Annotated in this window: 23 protein-coding genes; 10 read left to right on the top strand and 13 right to left on the bottom strand. The window is 69.4% G+C overall.

Annotated elements, in window-relative coordinates:
- Positions 1-237 precede the first annotated feature (237 nt).
- The 4 genes from AVL48_RS28810 (at position 238) to AVL48_RS28795 (ending at position 3,276) form a co-directional block, all read left to right on the top strand.
- Positions 238-756 (top strand): hypothetical protein, encoded by a 519-nt coding sequence (locus AVL48_RS28810; protein ID WP_244162496.1) that lies wholly within the window; start codon positions 238-240, stop codon positions 754-756.
- Positions 757-832: 76 nt separating this feature from the next.
- Positions 833-1,420, top strand: coding sequence for a hypothetical protein (locus AVL48_RS28805; protein WP_061983437.1), 588 nt, complete (start codon positions 833-835; stop codon positions 1,418-1,420).
- Positions 1,421-1,441: 21 nt separating this feature from the next.
- Entirely contained in the window at positions 1,442-2,443 is a 1,002-nt protein-coding gene (locus AVL48_RS28800; RefSeq protein ID WP_061983436.1) for a DUF2203 family protein, read from the top strand.
- 224 nt (positions 2,444-2,667) lie between these two features.
- Positions 2,668-3,276 (top strand): aldo/keto reductase, encoded by a 609-nt coding sequence (locus AVL48_RS28795; RefSeq protein ID WP_244162497.1) that lies wholly within the window; start codon positions 2,668-2,670, stop codon positions 3,274-3,276.
- Here AVL48_RS28795 and AVL48_RS28790 read toward each other — a convergent pair whose 3' ends face one another.
- Complete coding sequence (locus AVL48_RS28790) at positions 3,277-4,101, bottom strand: EamA family transporter (protein WP_061983571.1); 825 nt, start codon at positions 4,099-4,101, stop codon at positions 3,277-3,279. It lies immediately after the preceding gene.
- Positions 4,102-4,180: 79 nt separating this feature from the next.
- Positions 4,181-4,795 (bottom strand): LysE/ArgO family amino acid transporter, encoded by a 615-nt coding sequence (locus AVL48_RS28785; RefSeq protein WP_061983435.1) that lies wholly within the window; start codon positions 4,793-4,795, stop codon positions 4,181-4,183.
- 65 nt (positions 4,796-4,860) lie between these two features.
- Between AVL48_RS28785 and AVL48_RS28780 the strand changes: the two genes are divergently transcribed.
- Both AVL48_RS28780 and AVL48_RS28775 read left to right on the top strand, forming a co-directional pair.
- On the top strand, positions 4,861-5,739 hold the full coding sequence (locus AVL48_RS28780) for a LysR family transcriptional regulator ArgP (protein WP_061983434.1): 879 nt from the start codon (positions 4,861-4,863) through the stop codon (positions 5,737-5,739).
- Between the two features lie 38 nt (positions 5,740-5,777).
- Positions 5,778-6,365, top strand: coding sequence for an HhH-GPD-type base excision DNA repair protein (locus AVL48_RS28775; protein ID WP_061983433.1), 588 nt, complete (start codon positions 5,778-5,780; stop codon positions 6,363-6,365).
- Here the strand turns inward: AVL48_RS28775 and AVL48_RS40745 are convergent.
- From AVL48_RS40745 to AVL48_RS28765, 3 genes are all read right to left on the bottom strand, one after another.
- Positions 6,322-6,552 (bottom strand): hypothetical protein, encoded by a 231-nt coding sequence (locus AVL48_RS40745; protein ID WP_341865675.1) that lies wholly within the window; start codon positions 6,550-6,552, stop codon positions 6,322-6,324. The genes AVL48_RS28775 and AVL48_RS40745 overlap by 44 nt on opposite strands.
- A gap of 152 nt (positions 6,553-6,704) precedes the next feature.
- Complete coding sequence (locus tag AVL48_RS28770; RefSeq protein WP_244162498.1) at positions 6,705-7,154, bottom strand: hypothetical protein; 450 nt, start codon at positions 7,152-7,154, stop codon at positions 6,705-6,707.
- Between the two features lie 125 nt (positions 7,155-7,279).
- Complete coding sequence (locus AVL48_RS28765) at positions 7,280-7,924, bottom strand: spermine/spermidine synthase domain-containing protein (protein WP_061983431.1); 645 nt, start codon at positions 7,922-7,924, stop codon at positions 7,280-7,282.
- Positions 7,925-8,036: 112 nt separating this feature from the next.
- Between AVL48_RS28765 and AVL48_RS28760 the strand changes: the two genes are divergently transcribed.
- Entirely contained in the window at positions 8,037-8,225 is a 189-nt protein-coding gene (locus AVL48_RS28760; RefSeq protein ID WP_061983430.1) for a DUF1918 domain-containing protein, read from the top strand.
- A 3-nt stretch (positions 8,226-8,228) separates the two neighbouring features.
- Here the strand turns inward: AVL48_RS28760 and AVL48_RS28755 are convergent, their stop codons facing one another.
- Positions 8,229-9,398 (bottom strand): MFS transporter, encoded by a 1,170-nt coding sequence (locus AVL48_RS28755; protein WP_061983429.1) that lies wholly within the window; start codon positions 9,396-9,398, stop codon positions 8,229-8,231.
- 277 nt (positions 9,399-9,675) lie between these two features.
- Here AVL48_RS28755 and AVL48_RS28750 point away from each other — a divergent pair, with 277 nt between their 5' ends.
- Together AVL48_RS28750 and AVL48_RS28745 are read left to right on the top strand one after the other, a co-directional pair.
- Positions 9,676-9,996: an ArsR/SmtB family transcription factor gene (locus tag AVL48_RS28750; protein WP_061983428.1), complete on the top strand. Its 321-nt coding sequence runs from the start codon at positions 9,676-9,678 to the stop codon at positions 9,994-9,996.
- Positions 9,997-10,188: 192 nt separating this feature from the next.
- A complete protein-coding gene (locus AVL48_RS28745) occupies positions 10,189-11,358 on the top strand; it encodes an MFS transporter (RefSeq protein ID WP_061983427.1) in 1,170 nt (389 codons plus the stop codon).
- 23 nt (positions 11,359-11,381) lie between these two features.
- On the opposite strand, the gene AVL48_RS28740 is transcribed toward AVL48_RS28745, so the two are convergent.
- Complete coding sequence (locus tag AVL48_RS28740; protein WP_061983426.1) at positions 11,382-11,681, bottom strand: DUF3017 domain-containing protein; 300 nt, start codon at positions 11,679-11,681, stop codon at positions 11,382-11,384.
- Positions 11,682-11,834: 153 nt separating this feature from the next.
- On the opposite strand from AVL48_RS28740, the gene AVL48_RS28735 reads away from it, so the two are divergent.
- Positions 11,835-14,561, top strand: a complete 2,727-nt coding sequence (locus tag AVL48_RS28735) for a TNT domain-containing protein (RefSeq protein WP_061983425.1) — start codon at positions 11,835-11,837, stop codon at positions 14,559-14,561.
- 73 nt (positions 14,562-14,634) lie between these two features.
- Here the strand turns inward: AVL48_RS28735 and AVL48_RS28730 are convergent, their stop codons facing one another.
- The 6 genes from AVL48_RS28730 to AVL48_RS28710 form a co-directional block, all read right to left on the bottom strand.
- Entirely contained in the window at positions 14,635-15,222 is a 588-nt protein-coding gene (locus AVL48_RS28730; RefSeq protein WP_061983424.1) for a pentapeptide repeat-containing protein, read from the bottom strand.
- Positions 15,219-15,737 carry a VOC family protein gene (locus AVL48_RS28725; protein ID WP_061983423.1) on the bottom strand — a complete coding sequence of 173 codons (519 nt, stop codon included), beginning with the start codon at positions 15,735-15,737 and terminating at the stop codon, positions 15,219-15,221. The genes AVL48_RS28730 and AVL48_RS28725 overlap by 4 nt, the downstream gene beginning before the upstream one ends.
- 68 nt (positions 15,738-15,805) lie before the next feature.
- The gene (locus tag AVL48_RS28720) at positions 15,806-16,315 is read right to left on the bottom strand and encodes a hemerythrin domain-containing protein (protein WP_061983422.1); all 510 of its coding nucleotides are present in this window, start codon (positions 16,313-16,315) and stop codon (positions 15,806-15,808) included.
- 105 nt (positions 16,316-16,420) lie between these two features.
- The gene (locus AVL48_RS28715) at positions 16,421-19,774 is read right to left on the bottom strand and encodes an error-prone DNA polymerase (RefSeq protein WP_061983421.1); all 3,354 of its coding nucleotides are present in this window, start codon (positions 19,772-19,774) and stop codon (positions 16,421-16,423) included.
- Positions 19,775-19,777: 3 nt separating this feature from the next.
- Positions 19,778-19,930, bottom strand: coding sequence for a hypothetical protein (locus AVL48_RS39695; RefSeq protein ID WP_167386360.1), 153 nt, complete (start codon positions 19,928-19,930; stop codon positions 19,778-19,780).
- A 2-nt stretch (positions 19,931-19,932) separates the two neighbouring features.
- A complete protein-coding gene (locus AVL48_RS28710) occupies positions 19,933-21,525 on the bottom strand; it encodes a DNA polymerase Y family protein (RefSeq protein ID WP_061983570.1) in 1,593 nt (530 codons plus the stop codon).
- Between the last annotated feature and the right edge of the window lie 12 nt (positions 21,526-21,537).

The raw sequence follows: 21,537 nt of genomic DNA, 5'->3' as shown, positions 1-21,537 counted from the left end.
CAGCGGTGCTCCTTCCGCGGATCTTCGCGTTCTTCTTCTAAATCTCCGGTAGCGGTACAAGCGTACTGCTTAACGGTCCTGGATGGTTCCAGTAGTGGTCGGCATCAAGTCTCCACGAGGCCGATGTGGTCGACGTCACCCGGTCGGACGTCGGTCATCCGGCCGTCACGGGAACCGCGGAATCCGCGACATCATCGGACCGCACTCCTCTGCCGGCCACCGGAAAGGGCGGTCTCGATGTCCACCAACCCCTACGCCGTGCCGCCCAACGAGCAGCAACCGGCCCCGGAGCCCTACCTCCAGCCTAGGCAAAGCAGCCGCGCGGTGCCCCGGGTGCTCAGCGCGCTCGGCGGCGTACTGCTCACGCCGGTCGCGCTCGGCATGGTGATCTACGGCGGTTCGCGCCTGCAACGCGTGTTCGCGCAGGCCTACAGCGTCGGCGAGGACCCCATGGGACTGATCCTGCTGCTCTTCGGCGCCCTTCTGCTGCTCGGTGTCGCGCTCCTCGGCGCGGTGTCCGGGCTGGGCCCGGTGATCGGCGGCCTGATCTGGGGTGTGTTGCCCGGGCTGGCCGCCCTCGCCGGCTCGTCGGATCTCGTGGGCCTCATGTACGACATCGGCGGCCGGGAACTCGGCGTCGGCCTGGTGACCTGGCTGGTCATGGGCGCCCTGCTCGGAAGCGGGGCCCTTCTCGTCGGGGCGGGCCTGGTCGGCACCCTCACCCGCCGCCGCCCCACGTCGCGTTCAGCGGGCTGAACGCGATCCGGGGCGAGATCGATGTGAACCGAGCGGGCCTGGCAGCCGTAGTCCGGTTAAGGGAGGTGGCCCGCCCATGTCATCGCACCGGTACGTCGCGGAGTACGACGACGAGGACTACCAGGAGTACGGCGAGTACGACCAGCAGCCCAAGGACCCTCGCCGGCCTTACGAGGACGTCGAGTCGTACGAACCGTACGAGCCCTTCGACGACGACGTGGTCCCCGAAGACAGCCGTGCCGGCCGGGGCGTGCGCCGGGTGCTCAGCGGCGCCGGCGGCCTGATCCTGACTCCGGTCGCCCTCGGCCTGCTGGCCTGGGGCGGCCTGCGGCAGCAGATGCTGGTCCAGGCGACCCTCAGCACCCAGCGTGACGTCTTCGGCATCGGCCTGCTGGTGGGTGGCGGGATCCTGCTGCTCGCGGTCGGTTTACTCGGCGCGCTTTCGGCGACCGGCCCGATCGTCGGCGGCCTGGTCTGGGGCGTCGCACCCGGCGTGGCCGCCGCCGCGGTGCCCGAATGGGGCTTCCGCCTGGTGAAGTACCTGCCACAGAACGATGTCACCTACGGCGTCACGAGCTGGCTGTTCATCGGCGGACTGCTCGGAACGGGGCTCCTCCTGATCGGCGCGGGCCTCGCGGCGAGACTCGCCCGGCGGCGCCGCTGAGCGGACTGGGACCATCGGCGCATGGGATTGTTCACCGTTCCTGAAGCCCGCGCCGAACTCGCCCGGCTACGCCCCGTGCTCGACGAGCTCGTCCGCCTGCGCGCCGACGCGGCCGAACTCGCCGCGTCTCTGCGCCCGGGCGGCCGCGAGACCGCGCTCGGCGGGATGCCGGAATGGAAGGCCGCGCAGGCCCGGCTGGACGATCTGATGACCACCGTCCAGCGGACCGGCGCGGAGCTGAAGGGGTTCGCTCCGCTCCTGATCGACTTCCCCGCCGACCTCGACGGCGTCGACGTCCTGCTCTGCTGGCTCGAAGGCGACCCGGAACTGTGCTGGTATCACCGCGCCGACCTGGGTTTCGCCGGACGCCGCCGGTTGCCCGCTAAGGTCGAGGCCGTGAGCGAGGAAATCGCGGCCGATCTCTTCGACGGCATCGCCGCGCACTACGACGAGGACACCTATCACGGCCTAGTCGCCGACGCGCTCGTCGACGGCCTCGGCCGTACAGCCCCTGAACGCGTTCTCGACGTCGCCACCGGCACCGGCGTGGCCGCGTTCGCCGCGCTGCGCCTGGAGCCGGGCGAGGTACTCGCGATCGACATCTCGCCGGGCATGATCGCCCAGGCCGAGGCGAAGGCGGCATCGCGGGATCCCGGCAAGCGCGTCACCTGGCAGGTCGCGTCGGCGGTCCCCGCACCGGTGGAGGACGACGGCGCGGACGCCGTGCTCTGCGCGTCCTCACTGCATTTCCTCGGCGCGGCCGCGCTCCGCGACTGGTTGCGGGTGCTGCGCCCCGGCGGCCGGGTGGCCTTCAGCCTGCCGCTGGCGTCGGCGTTCAGTCCCTCGCCGGCGTTCGCCGCCATCGTCCCCGCCGACCTGAAGCTCCCGGAAACCGAGGCCGACGCTGCCGAACTCACCACCGAAGCGGGCTTCACCGAGGTGACGGTCAAACGGCTGGACATCGATTCCGGGGACCGGGTGCGGTCGGTGTTCGTGGTGCACGCGACCAAACCCGGCCTCTAGTTCCCGGTTTCAGCGGCGCGAAGAACGGCACACACGTCGGCACGGGCGCGTTCACCGGATCGAGCGTCTTGAGGATCAGGCTCGTCACGTTCGGGGTCGGTCGCGCCACCCACGAGTTCGTGGTGATACGCGGGCATCGAGTTCGACGGCGCTCTTCCGCATGGAGCCGAGCCCGCCGAACAACTGTCCACTCAGGACAGGATTCTTCTGGTCTGCCTCCCCCTGTGGCAACCAAGGGCGGGCGCGGCAGGCCCGGTGACGGCTCGTGGACCGTCACCGGGACACCCGCGCAGCTCAAGAACGCCTGTGAAGGCTCGCTGAAACGGCTCGATGTCGACGCGATCGGGCTCTACCAATTGCACAAGCCCGACAAGAACGTGCCGTGGGCGGAGTCCGTCGGCGCGATCAAGGATCTGGCCGACGAAGGCAAGATCAGGTTCGCGGGTGTGTCCAATGTGTCCAGTGCGCAGATTCTCGAAGCACGCGAAATCCTCGGCGAGAAGCTCGTTTCGGTACAGAACGAACACTCTCCCGCTTATCCGGCACACGAGCCGGAACTCGCACTGTGCACGGAACTCGGGCTCGCCTACCTGCCGTGGGGTCCGCTCGGCGGCATCTCCGGAGCCGCGCGAGTCGGCGCGGCGCACGCGGGTTTCCTTGCCGTGGCGGAGGAACACGGTGTCAGCCCGCAGCGGGTCTGCCTGGCGTGGCTGCTCGCGAAGTCGCCGTCGGTGATGGCGATCCCCGGCTCGACGAGGCCCGCGACGATCCGCGATTCGGCGGCCGCCGCCGGCCTCGTCCTCACCGCCGGTGATCTCGCGCGCCTGCCGTGATCATCCGATGGCGATGAGGCCGATCGCGGCACCCGCCCCGATCAGCCCGGCGATCTGCGCCCGGTTGGCGCGCTCCCGCAGGAAGAGCATCGCGAGCACCACCGGGATAGCCGGATAGAGCGCGGTGAGCACGGTCGCGACGGCGACCAGCTGCCGCTGCGTGGCGTACCAGTACAGCAGGATCGCGACCGAGCCGAGTAACCCGGCGACGGCCGCCTTCACCACCGTCGCGCCGGGCAACCGGAACGTCGCCGACGACAGGAACACGAGCGGGACGATCGCGCAGACCGACACCGCCCGGCTGACCGCGATCGGCCAGAACCCGGCGTCGGCGGGCACCTTGGCCATGGCGAGGAACTGCAGGGCGAACCCGACACCCGCGATGAGCGCGTCGGGCACCCCCGCGGAGCCGCGCCCGTCCCCGCTTCGGGAGACCAGCCACACCGACGGCAGCGCCAGCGCGATCCCGGCGGCGGCGGGCACCGATAGCCGTTCGCCCAAGGCCAGCACGGCGACCGCGGCCGGGATGACCACCGCGCCGAGGTCACTGACCGGGACGACGACGCTCATCGCGCCCCGGCCCATCGCGCGGTAGAGGAAGGCCACGCCGACGCCCGTCCCGAGCCCGGAAAGGGCGCCCCACGCAAGCGCTTGCGCCGTGGTGGGGCCATTGAAGACCAGTGCCGCGGCGACGCTGAGTCCGGTGCCTCCGACCTGCGCGTACAACGAAATCGTCATACCGGGGGCGCGCCTCGACAGCACTCCGCTGACGAAATGGGTGGTGCCGAAGCAGAGGGCCGAAAGAAGTGCGGTGAGTTCAGCCATCTCCGGCCTCCGGGCGACGGTGGACGCGGAAAGCATGCATGACTCATGCATACGACTGTCCGCCGTACCCCGCAACCGATCAGGCACTGACCACCAGCGTCACGCCGAGAGTGATCATCGTGGCGGCGACGAGACCGTCCAGCACCCGCCACGACGACGGCTCGCGGAAGAACCCGCTGAGCAGCCTCGCGCCGAACCCGAGCACCAGGAACCAGAGCACGCTCGCCAGCACCGAACCGACGCCGAACGCCCACCGGCCGCCGCCGTGCCCGGCGGCGATCGCACCCAGGAGGAGCAAGGTGTCGAGGTAGACGTGCGGATTCAGCCAGGTCAGCGCCAGCGTGGTCAGCACGATGCGGCGCAGCGATCCGCCGGTCTCGGGGCCACCGGTTTCCAGCGCCGCCGGTTTGAACGCACGACGGGCCGCGAGGGCGCCGTAGCAGAGCAGAAAAGCACCACCGATCAGGGCGACGATGGTCAGCGCTTCGGGTGACGCCCCCACCAAGGCACCCACTCCGCCGACGCCGAGGCTCACCAGGATGACGTCCGAGACGATGCAGATCAGGACGACCACGGACACCGATTCCCGGCGGATGCCTTGGCGCAGCACGAAGGCGTTCTGCGCGCCGATCGCGACGATGAGGGCCATGGTGGCGCCGAAACCGGCGGCGGCGCTGAGCAGAACGTCTCCCATGGGAAAACACTAGGAAGCGCCGGGTCAACAGTACAGCTAAAGATTCTTACGTAGCATTAGCGCTCATGATGACCGATCTGCCGCTGGACCTCGTCCGGACGCTGCTGGCGGTCGCCGACGAAGGCACGTTCGACGCCGCCGCCTCGGCACTGCACGTGACTCCGTCGGCGATCAGCCAACGCGTCAAGGCGCTCGAACAGCGCACCGGGCGGGTGCTGCTGATCCGCACGAAACCGGTGCGGCTGACCGAATCCGGCCAGGCCGTCGTGCGCTTCGGTCGTCAACTGGCCTTGCTGGAGGCCGACACCCGGGCCGAACTCGGCCTGACCGCCGGCGACGAACCGGTCCGGCTGCCGATCGCGGTGAACGCCGACTCGCTGGCGACCTGGTTCCTGCCGGCGCTCACCCGGGTACCGCCCGAGCAGAAGATCTGCTTCGAACTGCACCGCGAGGATCAGGACCACACCACGACCCTGCTGCGGGAGGGGCTGGTGATGGCGGCCGTGACGTCGTCACCGGATCCGGTCGCGGGATGTTCGGTGCACCGGCTGGGGCACATGCGGTACCTGGCCGTCGCGAGCCCGGAACTCGGTACGGACCTTTCCCTCGCCGAAGCGCCTGTCGTCGTCTTCGACCGCCGCGACGACCTCCAGGACCGCTTCGCGCGTGAACGCGGCACGCTCGCGAGCCCGCTGCGGCATTACGTTCCCTCGTCCGAAGGGTTCTTCGACGCCGTGGCGGCCGGCATGGGCTGGGGCATGGTGCCGGTCGCTCAGATCGGGAACCGCTTGCGTGACGGCAGCTTCGTCTGTCTCGACCCGGACCACCCGATCGACGTACCGCTGTTCTGGCAGCAGTGGAAACTCGACTCCCCCGCGCTGGCGGCGGTGTCGGCCGCCGTCACCACCGCGGCCGCGGACCTGCTGGTCGACCCGCCCGGATGAGGACGCGCATCCCGGCCGGGTCGTGAGATCCTGGGCGCATGACGCGCGCACTGCACCTGGTCGGGGACGAGGAAGCGGACCGACTGCTAAGCGAAGATCCGTTCGCGCTGCTCGTCGGCATGCTGCTGGACCAGCAGTTCCCGATGGAGCACGCGTTCCGCGGGCCGCAGAAGATCGCGGACCGGATGGACGGTTTCGACCTCCGGAAGATCGTCGCGATGGACACCGAGACCTTCGTCGAACTCTGCGTGGTCCCGCCGGCGATCCATCGCTACGGCGGCTCGATGGCCCGCCGGGTGAAGGACCTCGCCCAGCACATCGTCGAGGTCTACGACGGCGACGCCGCCGGGATCTGGACCTCCGGGCGGCCCAAGCCGGACGGTCCCGAGGTCCTCAAGCGGCTCAAGGCACTGCCCGGTTTCGGTGAGCAGAAGGCCAAGATCTTCCTCGCGCTGCTCGGCAAACAGCTCGGCGTGCAGCCCAAGGGCTGGCGCGCGGCCGCGGGCGCGTACGGCGACCGCGGCGCACGACGTTCGATCGCCGACGTCGTCGACACGAAGACGCTCGGCGAGGTGCGGGCGTTCAAGAAGGCGGCGAAGGCGGCCGCCAAGGCTCCGGCGGAGTAGCTACTTCTTCCCGGCTCCCGGCCACGGCCCCGGCGTCTCGGCGGGCAGTTCGGCCTGCTCGACTTCCGATGCCCTTCCCGACGAAGGACGACATCAGCCCGAAGTACGCGAGTTCGACAGTGCCTTCGAGACCGTCGCTGCCGTCGAGTCCGAAATACCCGCACGGCGTTCCTTGCGCGTAGGCCACCCAGGCCTCGACACCGGGCCTGTCCAGCCACCCGATCCACCGCGCCCAGTTCGGCGCGGGCGACCTTCACCGGGACGGCGGGCGGTTTCGCGGCGCTCAGGTCGTCCGGCGAGGTCTGTTCGAGGTGCCAGGTGGTGATCTCCATCCGGCGATCATTTCAGCCAGATCCGCAGCGGCCCCAGCGCCGTGTACCCGGCCCGTAAGGCGGCGGCGAGGTCGTCGCCGCGTTCGTAGCCGGTGATCGGCAGGCCGGGAAACGTCGTGGCGACCGCCGAGGTCGCGCCACGCCACGCGTCGCCGAGATCGCCGCGAGTGTACAAATTGGACAGTCCGGCGAAGTCGCCGTCACGGTTGGCCGTCACGCCGGAGACACCGTCGGACCACACCGCGACGAACGGATCGTCGAACTGATCCGGCATCCGGGACCAGCCCGGTTCGAGCGGCATCCGGACCTCCCGCGCGATCCAGGTGGCTTCGAAGAGCACCTCGAAGCCCGCTTCGGAGAGGTCCAGGCAACCGAAACTGTCCTTCACCGAGCAGCCCGGCGACGTGTCGATCCCGTCCAGCACGTCCGACACCGACGCGTCCGGTGCCAGGGTCACCGCGTCCGGGTACAGCGGCGGTGTCCGGCGTGCCGATCTCCAGGAGCGCGGGCCGAACGTGCCGGTGAATCCGTGTGACCGGCATACCGTGTCGCACCAGCGAGCGTTGACCCGCGCGGCGTCCGCTACACCCGCGCGAACCACAGCACGTCCGGTGCTCCTTGCGGCACCGGGATCTTCAGCTCCCGCACCGCACCGAATCGTGCTCGCAGCCGCTTCGCGAACGACGGAACCGACTCGGCGCTCCACACGCCGAGCACGCCGCCGGGTCGTAGCCGCGCGGCGAGCATGTCGAGGCCTTCGTTCTGATACAGCTTCGCGTTACCGTCGGTGACCGTCCACTCAGGACCGTTGTCGATGTCGAGGCACAGCGCGTCGAACCGCTCTTCCGTCCGGCGCAACCACTTCACCAGATCGGCTTCGACCACGATGACCCGCTCGTCGGAGAGGGCGTCGCCGTGGACGTCCTTGAGCGGGCCCTCGCGATTCCAGCCGATCACCGCGGGTTCGCGCTCGACGACCACGATCTCGCCGACGCCGGGATGGTCCAGCGCGGCACGCAGCGAACAGCCGACACCGAGGCCACCGATCAGCATCCGTGCCTTGCCCGGCACCAGATCCGCCGCCACCGAGACGAGTAACCGTTCGGATTCACCGTTTCGGGTGTCCATCAGGAAGACCCCGTTGGCGATGACTTCGAAATCCTCGCCCGCGCGGCGAAGCACGAGTTCGCCGCTCCTCCCGTCCACCACGTCGAGTACGTCGGTCATCCGGGCAGCTTATCGGCGACGGGGCACGGCAAGCCCGCCATTTCGCCCGGGCTCGCCCGGTAGCGGGATCACCTCCGACGCTCCTAACCTTGAAGCGTCGGAGGTGGTATTCATGCACGCGACCGTCGGAGACGAGATCCACGTGCACGGACGCACGGTGGGCTCGGCTGAGCAGCGCGGCGAAATCCTTGAGGTACGCGGAGAACACGGCGCCCCGCCGTATCTCGTCCGGTTCGCCGACGGACACGAAGGGCTGGTCTTCCCCGGACCCGACTGCGAAGTCCAGCCGCGCGCCGAATAGGCGTCACTCGGCCAGCGCGGGCCGCCGCACGCGGCTCCGCCAGCCCGTCACGACCACGGCCGCGCCCAGCGCGGTCAGTATGGCCGCGATCTCGGGCAGCAGGAGCGGACCGCCGCCGCTGAGCACCGCTCCCCCGACCACGCCCGAGAGGCCGACGCCGAGGTAGATGGCGGACGCGTTGAGCGAGAGGACGAGCCCGGCGTTCTTGCTGGACAACTCGATCAGCCGGTGCTGGATCGGCGGGTTGATCGACCAGGTGGCCAGTCCCCAGATGAAGAGGACGACGGCCGCGCCCGCGACGGTGGTCGCCACCAGCGGCAGCATCGCGAGCACCACGGTGATCCCGCCGAACACGGCCAGCAGTGGTCCCCTGGCGCCCCAGCGGTCGGTCGCGCGGCCACCGAGGACGTTGCCGAGCGCGCCGCCCGCGCCGTAGACGAACAGCAGCAGGCTGACCGTCGTGCCGTGGACGCCCGCCGTGGCGGACAGGACCGGCGAGATGAAGGTGTAGACGGAGAACGCGGCGAGGCAGCCGAGCACGGTCGCGCCGAGCATGGCGAGTACGCGCGGGTCCTTGGCGACGGTGAACCGTTCGGCCAGGCGGACCGGAGGCGGTGCCGGGACGGCGGGCAGGACCATCCGGACCGCGAAGGCGCCGAGGAGCGAGAAGGCCGCGACCAGTGCGAAGACGGCCTGGTAGCCGACGCTCTGCGAAAGGACGCTGCCGAGCGGGACGCCCAGAATGGTCGCGATGGTCAGGCCGCCGAAGACGAGCGCGACGGCGCGGCCCCGGCGTTCGGGGGTGGTGAGTTCGGCGGCGACCGCGCTGGCGGCGGGGGTGAACACGGCCGCGCCGATCGCGGTGACCACCCGCGCCAGGAGGAGGGTCACGTAGCCGGGCGCGAGGGCGGCGAGGGCGTTGCCGATGGCGGTGACGACGAGGGCGGCGACCAGGAGGGTGCGCCGTTCCCAGCGGCCCGTGACCGCGGCGAACAGCGGCGAGCCGACCGCGTACGCGATGGCGAAGGCGGTGACCAGCTGTGCGGCGGCCGTCTCGGAGACGCCGAGCTCGCCGGTCAGCGCGGGCAGCAGCCCGGCGACGACGTAGCCGCTGGTGCCGACCGCGAAGGTGCCGAGTGCCAGCACCGAGGTCCTAGGTGGCGCGAAAGTCATGACTCCCCAGCTCCAGACCCCTTTTCACGTCGCCTCCCGCTCCCGGCCCGGATCGCGATCAGGGGGCGGAAGTCGCTCCGGGCCCGGTCACCCAGGTGCCCGCCGGATCGCGTTTAGCCCGCTAAACGCGATCCGGTGCCCGGGGCGCCCGGCTGGCGCCGGATCGCGATCAGGGGGCGAAAGTCGCTTCGGGGTCGTTGTTCGATGGTTGTCGTAGTTCGATGAATACCGTACTACGAACTCCCGGGAAGTTCGAGGGGCGTCGTACTATGGACTCATGGCCGCGACCACCACTCCGCAGTACGTCTACCCCGGGCAGGACGAGATCCGGATCGAGGCGGTCCTCGCCGCGCTCGCCGACCCGGTGCGCCTCGACATGGTGCGCCAGCTGGCCGAGTCCGGCACCGAGATCTCCTGCAGCGGATTCGACGTCGCCGTGACCAAGTCCACACTCACCCATCACCTGCGCACCCTGCGCGAAGCGGGCGTCATCATGGGCCGCCAGCAGGGCACCACGCGCTACAACTCCTTGCGCCGCAACGATCTCGACGAGCTCTTCCCGGGACTGCTCCAGGGAGTCCTCGCCGCCCGCCGCTAAGGGTGGGCAGCCTCACCCGAAACCGGGATGACAAAGGCGCCCTCGATCCGTTGAACTGGATGCAGGACAGCTCGTCGACGCTGGGGCCGCACGCGCTGTCTTCTTTTGTGCCCGAGACCTAAATCGATTCAGTCGACCATCCGCGACGGTGGGTGAGTAATCGTTTACCAGTACAACCCCGGAAGGAGAGCCGTGCCCGTCGCGCTGCTCGCGCTCGCCATCGGTGCCTTCGGCATCGGAACCACCGAATTCGTCATGATGGGCGTGCTGCCCGAAGCCGCCGCTGATTTCGGCGTGTCGATCCCGTCCGCCGGTTACCTCATCTCCGGCTACGCCCTCGGCGTCGTGGTCGGCGCCCCGCTGCTCACCGCGGCCGCGGTCCGGCTGCCACGCAAGACCATGCTGCTGGCGATGATGGGGCTGTTCACACTCGGCAACGCCCTCTTCGCGCTCTCGCCGAACCAAAGTTTCGGCGTCGCCTTCCGCTTCCTCGCGGGCCTGCCGCACGGCGCCTTCTTCGGCGCCGGCGCGGTCGTCGCGTCCAGCCTGGCCAAGCCGGGCGAACGCGCGAAGGCCGTCTCGATGATGTTCATGGGCCTGACCCTGGCCAACGTCGTCGGCGTGCCGCTGGGGACGCTGCTCGGCCAGAAGGTCGGCTGGCGCGCGACGTTCGGCGTCGTCGCTTTGATCGGCCTGGTCGCCATCGCCGCGATCGCGAAACTGGTCCCCCACCAGGGCAAACCGGCCGAACCGTCGCTGCGCGGCGAACTCGGCGCCTTCCGCCGTCCGCAGGTGTGGCTCGCCCTCGCGATCGTCACCTTTGGCCTCGGCGGCGTGTTCGCCTGCCTGTCCTACATCGCGCCGATGCTGACCGACGTCACCGGCTACTCGCCGTCGAACGTCACCCTGCTGCTCTCGCTGGCCGGGGTCGGCATGACGATCGGCAACTACCTCGGCGGCAGGCTCGCCGACAAGGCGCTGATGCCGAGCCTCTACCTGGCGCTTTCCGGGCTCGCGGCGGTACTGGCGATCTTCACGATCACCGCGAACGGCAAGGTCGGCGCCGCGGTGACGATCTTCTTCGTCGGCCTCGCCGGCTTCATGATCGGCCCGATGATGCAGGCCAGGATCATGGAGAAGGCGGGCGGGACGCCGTCGCTGGTCTCGGCCGCGGTGCAGTCGGCGTTCAACATCGCGAACTCGATCGGCGCCTACCTCGGCGGCCTGGTGATCGCGGGCGGGCTCGGCCTGGTCGCGCCCAACTGGGTCGGCGCGTCGCTGGCCGTGCTGGGGCTTTCCCTGGCGGCGATCTCCGGCGGTCTCGACCGCCGTGAGGCCCGGGTCCCCGCGATGGCTTCCTGACCCTCAAAGCGCCTCCACGCGCATCAGGACAGGGGACCGCCAGTGATCGTGAGGGCGATGAAAAGGATCAAGACAGAAAGCGCGCCATAAGTCAGGACGTCGACCGGCTTGCCCCGGATCGCCAGCAGGCCCGCCTTCACGTCGGGAAGGACCGCCCTCAGCAGGCCCGCGAGCATCAGGGCCCCGCCGATCAGCGCCGCACCCTGGCGCCAGTGGTACTGGCCGATCCGCAGGGCCGCGACTGCCACCACCAGCATCACCAGCAGGAACGGCAGGTGACGGAGCAGTGCCCCACGGTCACGCCGCTGTCCGGCCACCGCCATCAGTCCTCGTCCTTCATGGCCTCGCGGGCAAATCGGTTCACCTCGTCAGTATCCCGGGTGAGTTACCGGACACCAGGTCAGGGCGTCTTCGGAGTTGTCAAGAGCGGCAAAACCCACATGCGGGGTGCACGCGGACGCGGATACGGTCAAAATGTGATCGTGGCACAACCGACGACTCAGCTGAACGCGACCGAGCAGGACACCCTGGTCAAGCAGATCGGCCTCGCCCTGCTGCGGGCCGCGCCGCGTGATTGGCGGAAGGTGACCGCCGAGTACCGAGCCGTCGGCAGGTACCACGAGATGACCGGCGAGATCATCACCGAGGACGGCACCGCGCACGAATGGGTCGCGACGCACGACATCGCGACGCTGTTCGGCAGGCTCCGCGCGGGGATGTATCGCGACGGCCGCGGCACCTGGTTCAACGCCCGTTACCAGCTGGACCACCCCTCCAGCTACAACCTCGAGTACAACCGCGACGAGCCGCAGTGGCGCCTCGCGCCGCCTCCGCAGGCGTACTCCGACGAGCTCCGCATGTTCCCCCGCTCCGAGGAGAACGTGCCCGAATGGCTGATCCGGCGCATGTCCGGCCTCGGCCCGGAGCAACCGGGACCGCATTTCCGCATCGCCCGCATCTTCGACACCATCGGCCCCGCCGGTCGTCCGGTGATCAACCGGCCCGATCTGGAGATCGAGGAGCAGGACAGGCTGCTCGAATACCTCGACCACGCACCGCTGGTGGTCACCGAGCGCGGCTACGACATCGACAGGCTCGCGCAGACTCCCGAGGCCACCGTCCCGGTCGCCTTCCACAGCGACGGCCAGTGGATCTGGCCCGCCGCCGTCAACTTCTACCTGCGCGAGTACGGCGTCTCGCCGGAAATCGACCTGATCGACCACGTCCGGCAGAACGGCTTCACGCTGCCCGACGTCGACGACACCACGCTGCAGGCCGCGGCGGGTTACCTCACCCGGGGGAATCAGCCCCCGCAGCAGCGGCCGAACGGCCCGGGTGGTCCCGGTGGACCGCCGCCGCAGGGCCCGCCGCAGAACGGTCCGGTTCCGCCGCAGCAGGCCCCGGTCAACCAGGGCGCCCCTGGTCAGCCCGGCCCCAACGGTCCTGCGGGTCCGGGTGCTCCCGGCCCGAGCCAGGCCGCTCAGCCGCCCGTCCCGCCTGCGCACCAGCAGGGGCAGGACGCTGGTTCGATGGCCGCCGCTGCGGCCGCCCCGGTCGCGGCCGCCGCGGCCGTCCCCGCCGTCGAGAGCACTCTTCCGAACCAGGCCGAGCAGGCCCAGCGGTACGAAGAGGATTACGACACTCAGGACCACCAGGCGCAGGACTTCCACGAAGCCGCCGCCGAGCAGCAGTACGCCGACGGCTACGACGAGCAGTACCCGCACGAAGAGGCGCAGTTCCACGAGTCCGAGCAGGACGTCTACGCCGACGAAGCCCGGCAGGACGAGGAACCGCACCAGCGCGCCGAGCCCGAGCAGGAACCGCAGGCTCCGCATCAGCGGCCACTCGCCGATCCCGAGGCCACGACGTACGCGAGGCCTGTGCAGGGCGACTCCTACGCCCAGCAGCACGAGGACACGCGGCCCGAGGACGCGTCGTACGACCAGGACGACACCGAGACGACTGCGGGTTATACGGCGGTCGAGCAGGCCGACGCCGACTCGCTGCCCCTCCTCACGCACGACGCGGAGGCGCCGAATGTGCCCCCGCCGTCGGACTCCGAGGTCACGCAGGTCGACGCTCCGCCGCAGGAGCAGCCCGCCCCGGTGGCGGCCGCGCATCTGCCCCGGCCGGAGCCCGAACCGCGGCGTGAGGAAGCCCCGCGTCGTGCGGCCCCGGAGCCCCAAGAGCACCGTCGGCCGCGCCGCGCCGAGCACCCCGTGCCGGTGCTGAACGAACTGCAGTCGAAGTTCGACGAACTCGACGTGGCCGACGACGTCTACCGCATCGGCTCGCCGGCCGAACACGGCTGGAGTGTCGAGCAGGTCGACGGCGGTGGCTGGCGGGTCGGCTGGTATGACGGGAAGCTGACCAACCCGGCGGTGTTCGGTGACGCCGAGGACGCGGCCGCGTTCATGCTCGGCAAGGTCCTGCTGAACCCGAACGGCGCTCCGCCCCCCGCCGAGCAGTCCTTCGACGAGCGGTCCGCTGCCGAAGAGCCGCCTGCCGAGAAACCGCCCACTCCGGCACCGCCCGTGCTGGCGACGCTCTCCCCCGAGGTCGCCACCGGTTCGCATCCGGTGCCGCCGCGGGAGTCGATCCCGGCGCAGGAGCAGACGGCGTTCACGACGGCGGAGGAACTGCTCGGAGACGACCTGGACGACGAGCCCGCCCCCGCTCCGGTCCCGCCCGCGCCCCCCGTGCGGCCGAACCCGACGCTGTCGAGCCCGCCGCCCGCCCCGCCCCGGCGCGAACCGCCGGTGACGCCGCCTCCGCCGCCGATGCGGCGCGAGGAACCGGCTCGTCCGCCCGCCGCCGCGGCGAACGCCGGGCAGCCCGACGCCAAGCAGAACTGGCCGATCTCGCCGCTCAGCGGTGAACCGCCGCTGACCCTGTTCCGCGGCAAGGAACTGCGTGAGCTGCCCGCCGGCAGCGAGCTGGACCGCTTCGGCGGCCCGAACGGCAACCTGACCTACGCGGCCGGGACGCCGTTCGAAGAGCGCTCGCTCGTGCCGGAATGGGTGAACCGGCCGTACCACGTGTACCGCGTGCAGCGTCCGCTCGAAGCGCTCGCCGGTGTCGCGATCCCGTGGTTCAACCAGCCCGGTGGCGGGTCGGCGTACCTGCTGCCGGCGTCCATCGAGGAACTGCTCGCCGAGGGCGACCTCATCGAACTGGACCCGGGCGAACCGCCGATCGACTAGCTCCCGTAAATGCTATGAAGGGGCCTTTCATCGCAAAATTTGCTATGAAAGGCCCCTTCATTGCACGCGGGGGTCAGTGGATGACGAGGCCGTGCGCGGCGGCGTAGGCCACGGCGGTCTCGGTGTCCACATGGACGCCCGAGAGGTTCGCCTGCACCAGGCCGTTGGCGTCGAGCCGGGCACCGCGCAGATCGGCACCCTCGAGTTTCGCGCCCGCCAGCCGGGCACCGGTGAGGTCGGCGCCGCGCAGGTCGGCACCGGTGAGGTCCGCCTCGGTCAGGTTGGCCTCACGCAGCCGGAGCCCGGAAAGATCCACTTTGGACAGTCGATTGCGGCTCAGCGAGACCAGCGACAGATCGCATTCGGTGAACGCGATCTTCTGGAACCGGCAGTCCACAAAGGACGAACCGAGCATCGAGCAGGAACTCCACCGGGTACCGGCGAGCACACTGCGGTCGAAGGTGCAGGACCGGAACGCCGACGCCTCGTGGCGCGAGCCCTCGAAGTCGACCTTGGTGAAGTCGCACTGGTCGAAGGTGCATCCCTGGGTACGGAGCCCGCGGAGGTCCGCCTCGGTGAAGTCGCAACCGACAAAACTACGTTTTTCCCACCATTGCTGGGAAAGGACGGCTTCTCGGTAGTCTTCCGCAGTCTCGGTCACCCCTCCAGGATCGCACACCGGCTGGGGACGATCTTCGAGCCCGACACGTATCGCATGGCCTCGATGAACTTCGGGTCGTTCATGCGGCGCTCCATCTCCGGGTACTCCAGGTCGACGAGCCGGGTCTGGATCCACCACAGGTTGCCGAACGGGTCGCGGACCCGGCCGACGCGGTCACCGAAGAAGAGTTCCGTCTGCCTCGTGACCTCTTCGGCGCCCGCCTCGACGGCCCGGCGCTGCGTCTCCATGCTGTCCTCGACGTAGAGCCGCAGGTACGCCGGGGTGTCGACCCAGTCGTCCTGTGCGTCGAACAGCATGACGACGGAGTCGCCGATCCGGACCTCGGCGTGCCCGATCTTCCCGCCCTCGACGTACACCGGTTCGCCCAGCGGCTCGGCGTCGAAGACCCGCATCAGGAAGTCGATCATCCCCGCGGTGTCGCGCGAAATGATCCACGGGGTCACCGAGTGGTAGCCGGCGGGAATCGGGCCGGCGGCGGTGTTCGCGCTGGTCATCAGAGTTCTCCTCGGTTGTTTCAGTGCGTTGAGGAGAAACCTAAAGCTCGTATAGGACAGAACATGTCCTAATGCGATTTCAGCAGGAAAGGCGGCTTCGACTCCCGCCACTCCGGTATGTCCAGCGAATTGAGCGCCTCGACGATCCGCTTCTCCTCGTAGCGGAAATGCGTCTCCATGATCGCCGTGAGGCCGTCCAGTTCCCGTTGGACGTGCAGGATCTCGGCCTGACTCGACCCCGGGCCGACACCGGCGACCAGTTCTTCGAGTCGTCCGAGGATCCCGGACACGACGTCGTGGTCGTGCGCGAGTTCTTCGAGAGCCGGCCGCAGTTCGGGGAATTTCTCCGACAGCACCAGGAAAGCGCCGCCGTCCTCCCCGGTGTGATGCGTGGTCAGCGCCGAGCAGAAGGTGAGGCAATGCGCCCGGAGATCGCGCAGCCGCTCGGCGCGCCCCGCCGCGACCGACCCGAGGTCGTCGTGCAGCGTGGCCAGCTCTTTACGCAGCCAGTTGTGAACCTGAACGAGTTGGTTTCCGAACGCCGTCAACCGGTCGTTCGTCCGAGAAGGGGTGTCCATGATTTCCCATGGTCCGGCGCCTCCATGCCCGCGACGTTCTCTTTGCCGGGTGCACTGCGACGCTGAAGGAACTTCAGCACGACCCCCGGGTGATCGTCAAGTGGGTCAGCGGAAGTCGCGGGACTTGGCGGTGATCCGCAGTGGCAGGTGCCGGATCTGTTCGGCGAGGACGTTCACCACCTCACCGGTGCGTTCGACCACACCGCGGATCAACAGCGCGGGACTGCCGCGGGCCACCCGGTGGTAACGCTGCCACACCCCCATCGTGCAGATCACGTTGATCATCCCCGTCTCGTCTTCGAGGTTCATGAAGGTGACGCCGCCCGCGGTCGCCGGCCGCTGGCGATGGGTCACCGCGCCACCGGTCAGCACGTGGGTGCCGTGCGGGATCTCGCGCAGGCCCGCAGCCGTCACGACACCGAGTTCGTCGAGGCGGCCCCGGATGAACTGGGTCGGGAAGCTGTCCGGGGACACGCCGGTGGCCCAGACGTCCGCGGCCGCGACGTCGATTTCGTCCATCCCCGGCAGCATCGGCGCCTTGGCCCCGGTGGTGAGCCCTGGCAGTTTCTCCAGGCTTTCGTCGGCGACCGCGCCCGCCGCCCAGAGCGCGCTCCGCCTGCTCTCGCCGAAACAGCCGAACGCGCCGGCCGTGGCCAGTGCCTCGATCTGCGGTTTGGTCAGCCGCACCCGGCGGGCGACGTCGGGCAGATCCGCGAACGCGCCACCGCGTGCGCGCTCCTCGACGATCTCCTTCGCCAGGTTCTCGCCGATCATCCGCACAGTGGCCAGACCACCCCGTACGGCGAGTAGTTTTCCCCCTTCCGACAACGGTTCCAGCGTCGCGTGCGGAAGACTCGCGTTGATGTCCGGGCCGAGCACCTGTACACCGTGCCGCCGGGCGTCGGCGACCAGTGACTGCGGCGAGTAGAACCCCATCGGCTGGGCGCGCAGCAACCCGGCCAGGAACGCGTCCGGGTGGTAGTACTTGAAGTACGCGCTCGCGAACACCAGCAAGGCGAAACTCAGCGCGTGGCTTTCCGGGAAGCCGAAGTTCGCGAACGCCTTGAGTTTGCCGAAGATCTTCTCGGCGAGTTCCGCTTCGATGTCGTTCTTCGCGGCGCCTTCGAGGAATCGCCGTTTGAGCCGTTCCATCCTCCGTTCGGACCGTTTGGACCCCATGGCGTGCCGCAGCTGATCGGCCTCCGCCGGGGTGAAATCGGCGACGTCGAGGGCGATCTGCATCATCTGTTCCTGGAACAACGGCACGCCGAGGGTCTTCTTCAGCGCGTTCTCCAGTTTCGGATGGTCGAAATCCCATTTCTCCTGGCCGTTCTTGCGCCGGATGTAGGGATGCACCGAACCACCCTGGATCGGGCCGGGCCTGATGAGCGCGACCTCGACCGCGAGATCGTAGAACTTCCTGGGGCGCAAGCGAGGCAGGGTGGCCAGCTGCGCACGGCTCTCCACCTGGAAGACACCGATCGCGTCGGCGCGGCAGAGCATTCCGTAGACGTTCTGATCCTTGAGATCCAATTCGGAGATGTCGACCTCTTCCCCTTTGTGGTCACGAACCAGATCGATCATATAATGCAGGGCCGACAACATTCCGAGTCCGAGCAGGTCGAATTTGACCAGCCCGGCGGCGGCACAGTCGTCCTTTTCCCACTGCACCACACTGCGGTCCGCCATCCGGGCCCATTCGATGGGGACGACCTCGCTCACCGGCTGCTCGCAGATCACCATCCCGCCGGAATGGATGCCGAGATGCCGGGGGAAGTCCTCGAGCGCGCAAGCGAGTTCGACGACGTCGGCCGGGATGTCGTGATCGTGGTCCTTTTCCGTGGTGCGCAACGCGCCCCAGCGGTCGATCTGCTTGCTCCACGCGTCCTGCTGGCCGGGTGAGTACCCCAGTGCCCGCGCCGCGTCACGGACCGCGGAGCGGGCCCGGTAGGTGATCACGTTCGCCACCTGCGCGGTGTTCAACCTGCCGTATTTCTCGTAGACGTACTGGATCACCTCCTCACGACGATCGGATTCGATGTCGAGGTCGATGTCCGGGTAGCCGTCGCGATCGGGGGCGAGGAAACGTTCGAAGAGCAGGTTGTACCGCACGGCGTCGACCTTGGTGATGCCGAGCGCGTAGCAGACCGCCGAGTTCGCGGCCGATCCCCGGCCCTGGCAGAGGATGTTCTTCTTCCGGCAGAACCGCACGATGTCCCAGACGATCAGGAAATAGCCGGGGAAACCGAGGTCTTCGATGATCTTCAGTTCGTGCTCGATCAGCTTCTTGGCTTTTTCGCGGTACTCGGCGTCCTTGTTCTTCTCGTGTTCCTTGGCGCCTTCGCGGGTGAGTTCCTTCAGATAGGACGCCTCGGTGTGCCCCTCCGGCACGTCGAACGGCGGCAGCTTCGGCACGATGTGGTGCAGTTCGAACGCGCATTCCCGGCCGAGCAGCGCCGCCCGCTGCACCGCGCCCGGATAGCGCGCGAAGATCTCGGCCATCTCCTCCCCCGACCGCAGGAACGCCGTCCCCGCGGCGGGCAGCCAGCCCTCCATGTCCTCCAGCCCGCGCCGGGCACGGATCGCGCTCAGCGCGTCGGCCAGCGGGGCACGCTCCGGCCGGGCGTAGTGCGCCGCCGTGGTCGCCACCGTCGGCAACCCGAACTCGTCGGCCATCTCGCTCAGCAGGTCGTTGTGCGTGCTGTCCAAGGGAAGACTGTGGTCGATCAGTTCGACGTAGACGTTGTCCCGGCCGAAACAGTCGATGAGTTCCTTCAGCCGCACCACGGCCGCCGCGGGCCCCTCGGTGACGAGTGCCTTCCGCACCGCGCCCTTGCGGCAGCCGGTGAGCACGACACATTTCCCGCGGACCTCTTCGGCGACCGCGCGCAGGTCGTAGACCGGTCTGCCCTTCTCCGCCCTTTCCTTGGGGGACAACGACTGCCTGTCGAAGCCGGACAGCTGACCGGCGGTGATCGCCCGGTTCAGGCTCAGGTAACCGTCCTGCCCCTTGGCCAGCAGGAGCAGGTGCTCACCCTCGGGGTCGGCGAACCCGTTCTGCGGGCCGGACAGCCCGAAGCTGAGTTCCGTGCCGAAGACGGTGTGCACGCCGAGTTCCCTGGCCGCCTCGGCGAACCGCACCACGCCGTACATGCCGTCGTGATCGGTGAGCGCGATCGCGTCCAAGCCCAGCCGCGCGGCCTCCTCCACCAGTTCCTCGGGATGGCTCGCCCCGTCGAGGAAGCTGAAGTTCGAATGACAGTGCAGTTCGGCGTACGGCACCCGGCGCGCAGTGGCGCCGTCGTCGTCACCGCTCAGGTCGGCGAGATCGGCGGGCCGCTGGTAGCCGTGCCGTTTGGCGCTCCACGCGGGGCTGTCCCCGCCGTCACCGGGCGGGACCTCGCCCGCGAGTTCGCGGGCGAGGTCCTTCCACGGGCGTGGAGGGTTGTTCCAGCCCATCGGTCACCGGTTCTCGGGCGAACGCCTCGGCACGGGGACGAACACTTCCGCTCGCGGGACGCACGCCGCCCATGCCGTGTCCAACTCGGCGCGCTGCACCGGGATGGCCGGTTCTTCCAGCCATCGCCGCACCAGCCGCGTGTACTCCTCGTCCATGTTCAGTCGTACTTCCCTTCCAGTGTCCACATCGGATTCTCGTGGTGTTCGAACCGGAGCAGCACCGCTTCCTCGGCGTCGTGCCCGTCGGCCAGCAATACCTGCAGGCGGATCCGGGTCCCCGACCGCGCGTGCCCGGCTCCAGCCCGGATACCGACCAGCCACGGACCGGCCCACGCAAGGACTTCACGCGGCTCGCCGCCCTCGAAGCTCACGAGGTACGGCGCGGCGGTGACCCGGCGGCGCGCGGTGATCTCCACCAGGCGGCCGTTCTCGTCCAGCACCTGGGCGGGCACCGGCCGCGCGAACACCGTCGCCGGGGAAGGCGCCGGGAGCCGCCCGGCCCAGTTCGCTTCCGCCTGCGCGGACTTCTCCCGTCTGTCGCCCCATGGCACCAGCCGGACGCGTTCGGCCGGATCGCGACCGCCGTCGAGTACCGCGGTGAAGACACTTTCCGGACCGAGCAGCCCCTGCACCCGCACCAGGGCCCGGCCCGCTCGCTCACCGGCCAGGTCGTCGTCTTCGGTGGCGGGCCGCAGCGCGCCCGCCGCACCCGCCTGCCACAACCCGAGTTGCAGCGTCCGGCCTTCGACGGTCTCTTCCGGCTCAAGCCGCAGCCGCACGACCCCGGAATTGGGCCGCTCCTTCGCTTTCAGCCAGCCTTCGAACTGCCAGCGCACCCTGTCGGCGACGCCGAGCGGGGTCAACGGCTCGGCGCAGCGCCACACCCGGCCGAGCTGCTCGCCGGTCTCGGTGATGGCGTAGATGCCGAGCCGGGTGCAGGCCAGCCCGTGTGCGGCGAGCCCGGTGTGGAACCGCTCGCCGAGCCCCTTCGCCACGAACGCGGCGGCGTCGACCCGGTCGATCGGCGGGTCGAACGTCTTCGCGAGCGACAGTTCCGGTGGCGGACGGCGGCGCAACGGCGGACGTTCGGAACGCCCGCGGGCCAACCGATGGGCGAGCACGCCTTCCATGCCGAAGCGCGCGGAGACGTCGCTTTCGTCGAGCGCGGCGAAGGCGCCCAGGGTGCGAAGACCGAGCTGCCGGAGCAAGGTGACCAGTTCGGTTCGGTCGGCTTCGGGCTGGTCGAGTTCGCGGATGGGCAACGGGGCAAGGAATTCCGGCGTCCCACCCGGCCCGACCAGCGTCGAACGGCGGGCGGCGAGCGTCGCGGCGAACAGCCCGTCGGCGACACCGACCTGGCATTCCACCCCCGCGGCCACGGACACCTCGTCCACCAGTCGTTCGAGCAGTCCGTGTTCACCGCCGAAGTACCCGGCCGCGCCGTCGACCGGAACGGCGACGATCCCCGGACGCACCACCTCGACCCCGACGGCCAGTTCCTCCACCGCCTGCGCGACGGGTTCGAAGAGCCGGGCGTCACGGCCGTCGTCCTCGCCGAAGACCGCCAGCTCCGGGCAGCAGGACTGGGCCTCGCGCCGTCTCATCCCTCGGCGGACGCCGTAGCCCCTGGCCACCGCGGTGCAGGCGACCACACGGTTCGCCGAAAACACCGCGGCCGGGCGGCCGACGGGTTCCCCCGCGACGGCCGCGGCGGCGACCGCGGGCCAGTCCGGGCACCACAGCACCAACATGCGCACGGGCGG

The sequence above is a fragment of the Amycolatopsis regifaucium genome (assembly GCF_001613935.1).
In the GTDB taxonomy this organism is placed as follows: Bacteria; Actinomycetota; Actinomycetes; order Mycobacteriales; family Pseudonocardiaceae; genus Amycolatopsis; species Amycolatopsis regifaucium.
This window is presented reverse-complemented; position numbering and strand designations above follow the sequence as displayed.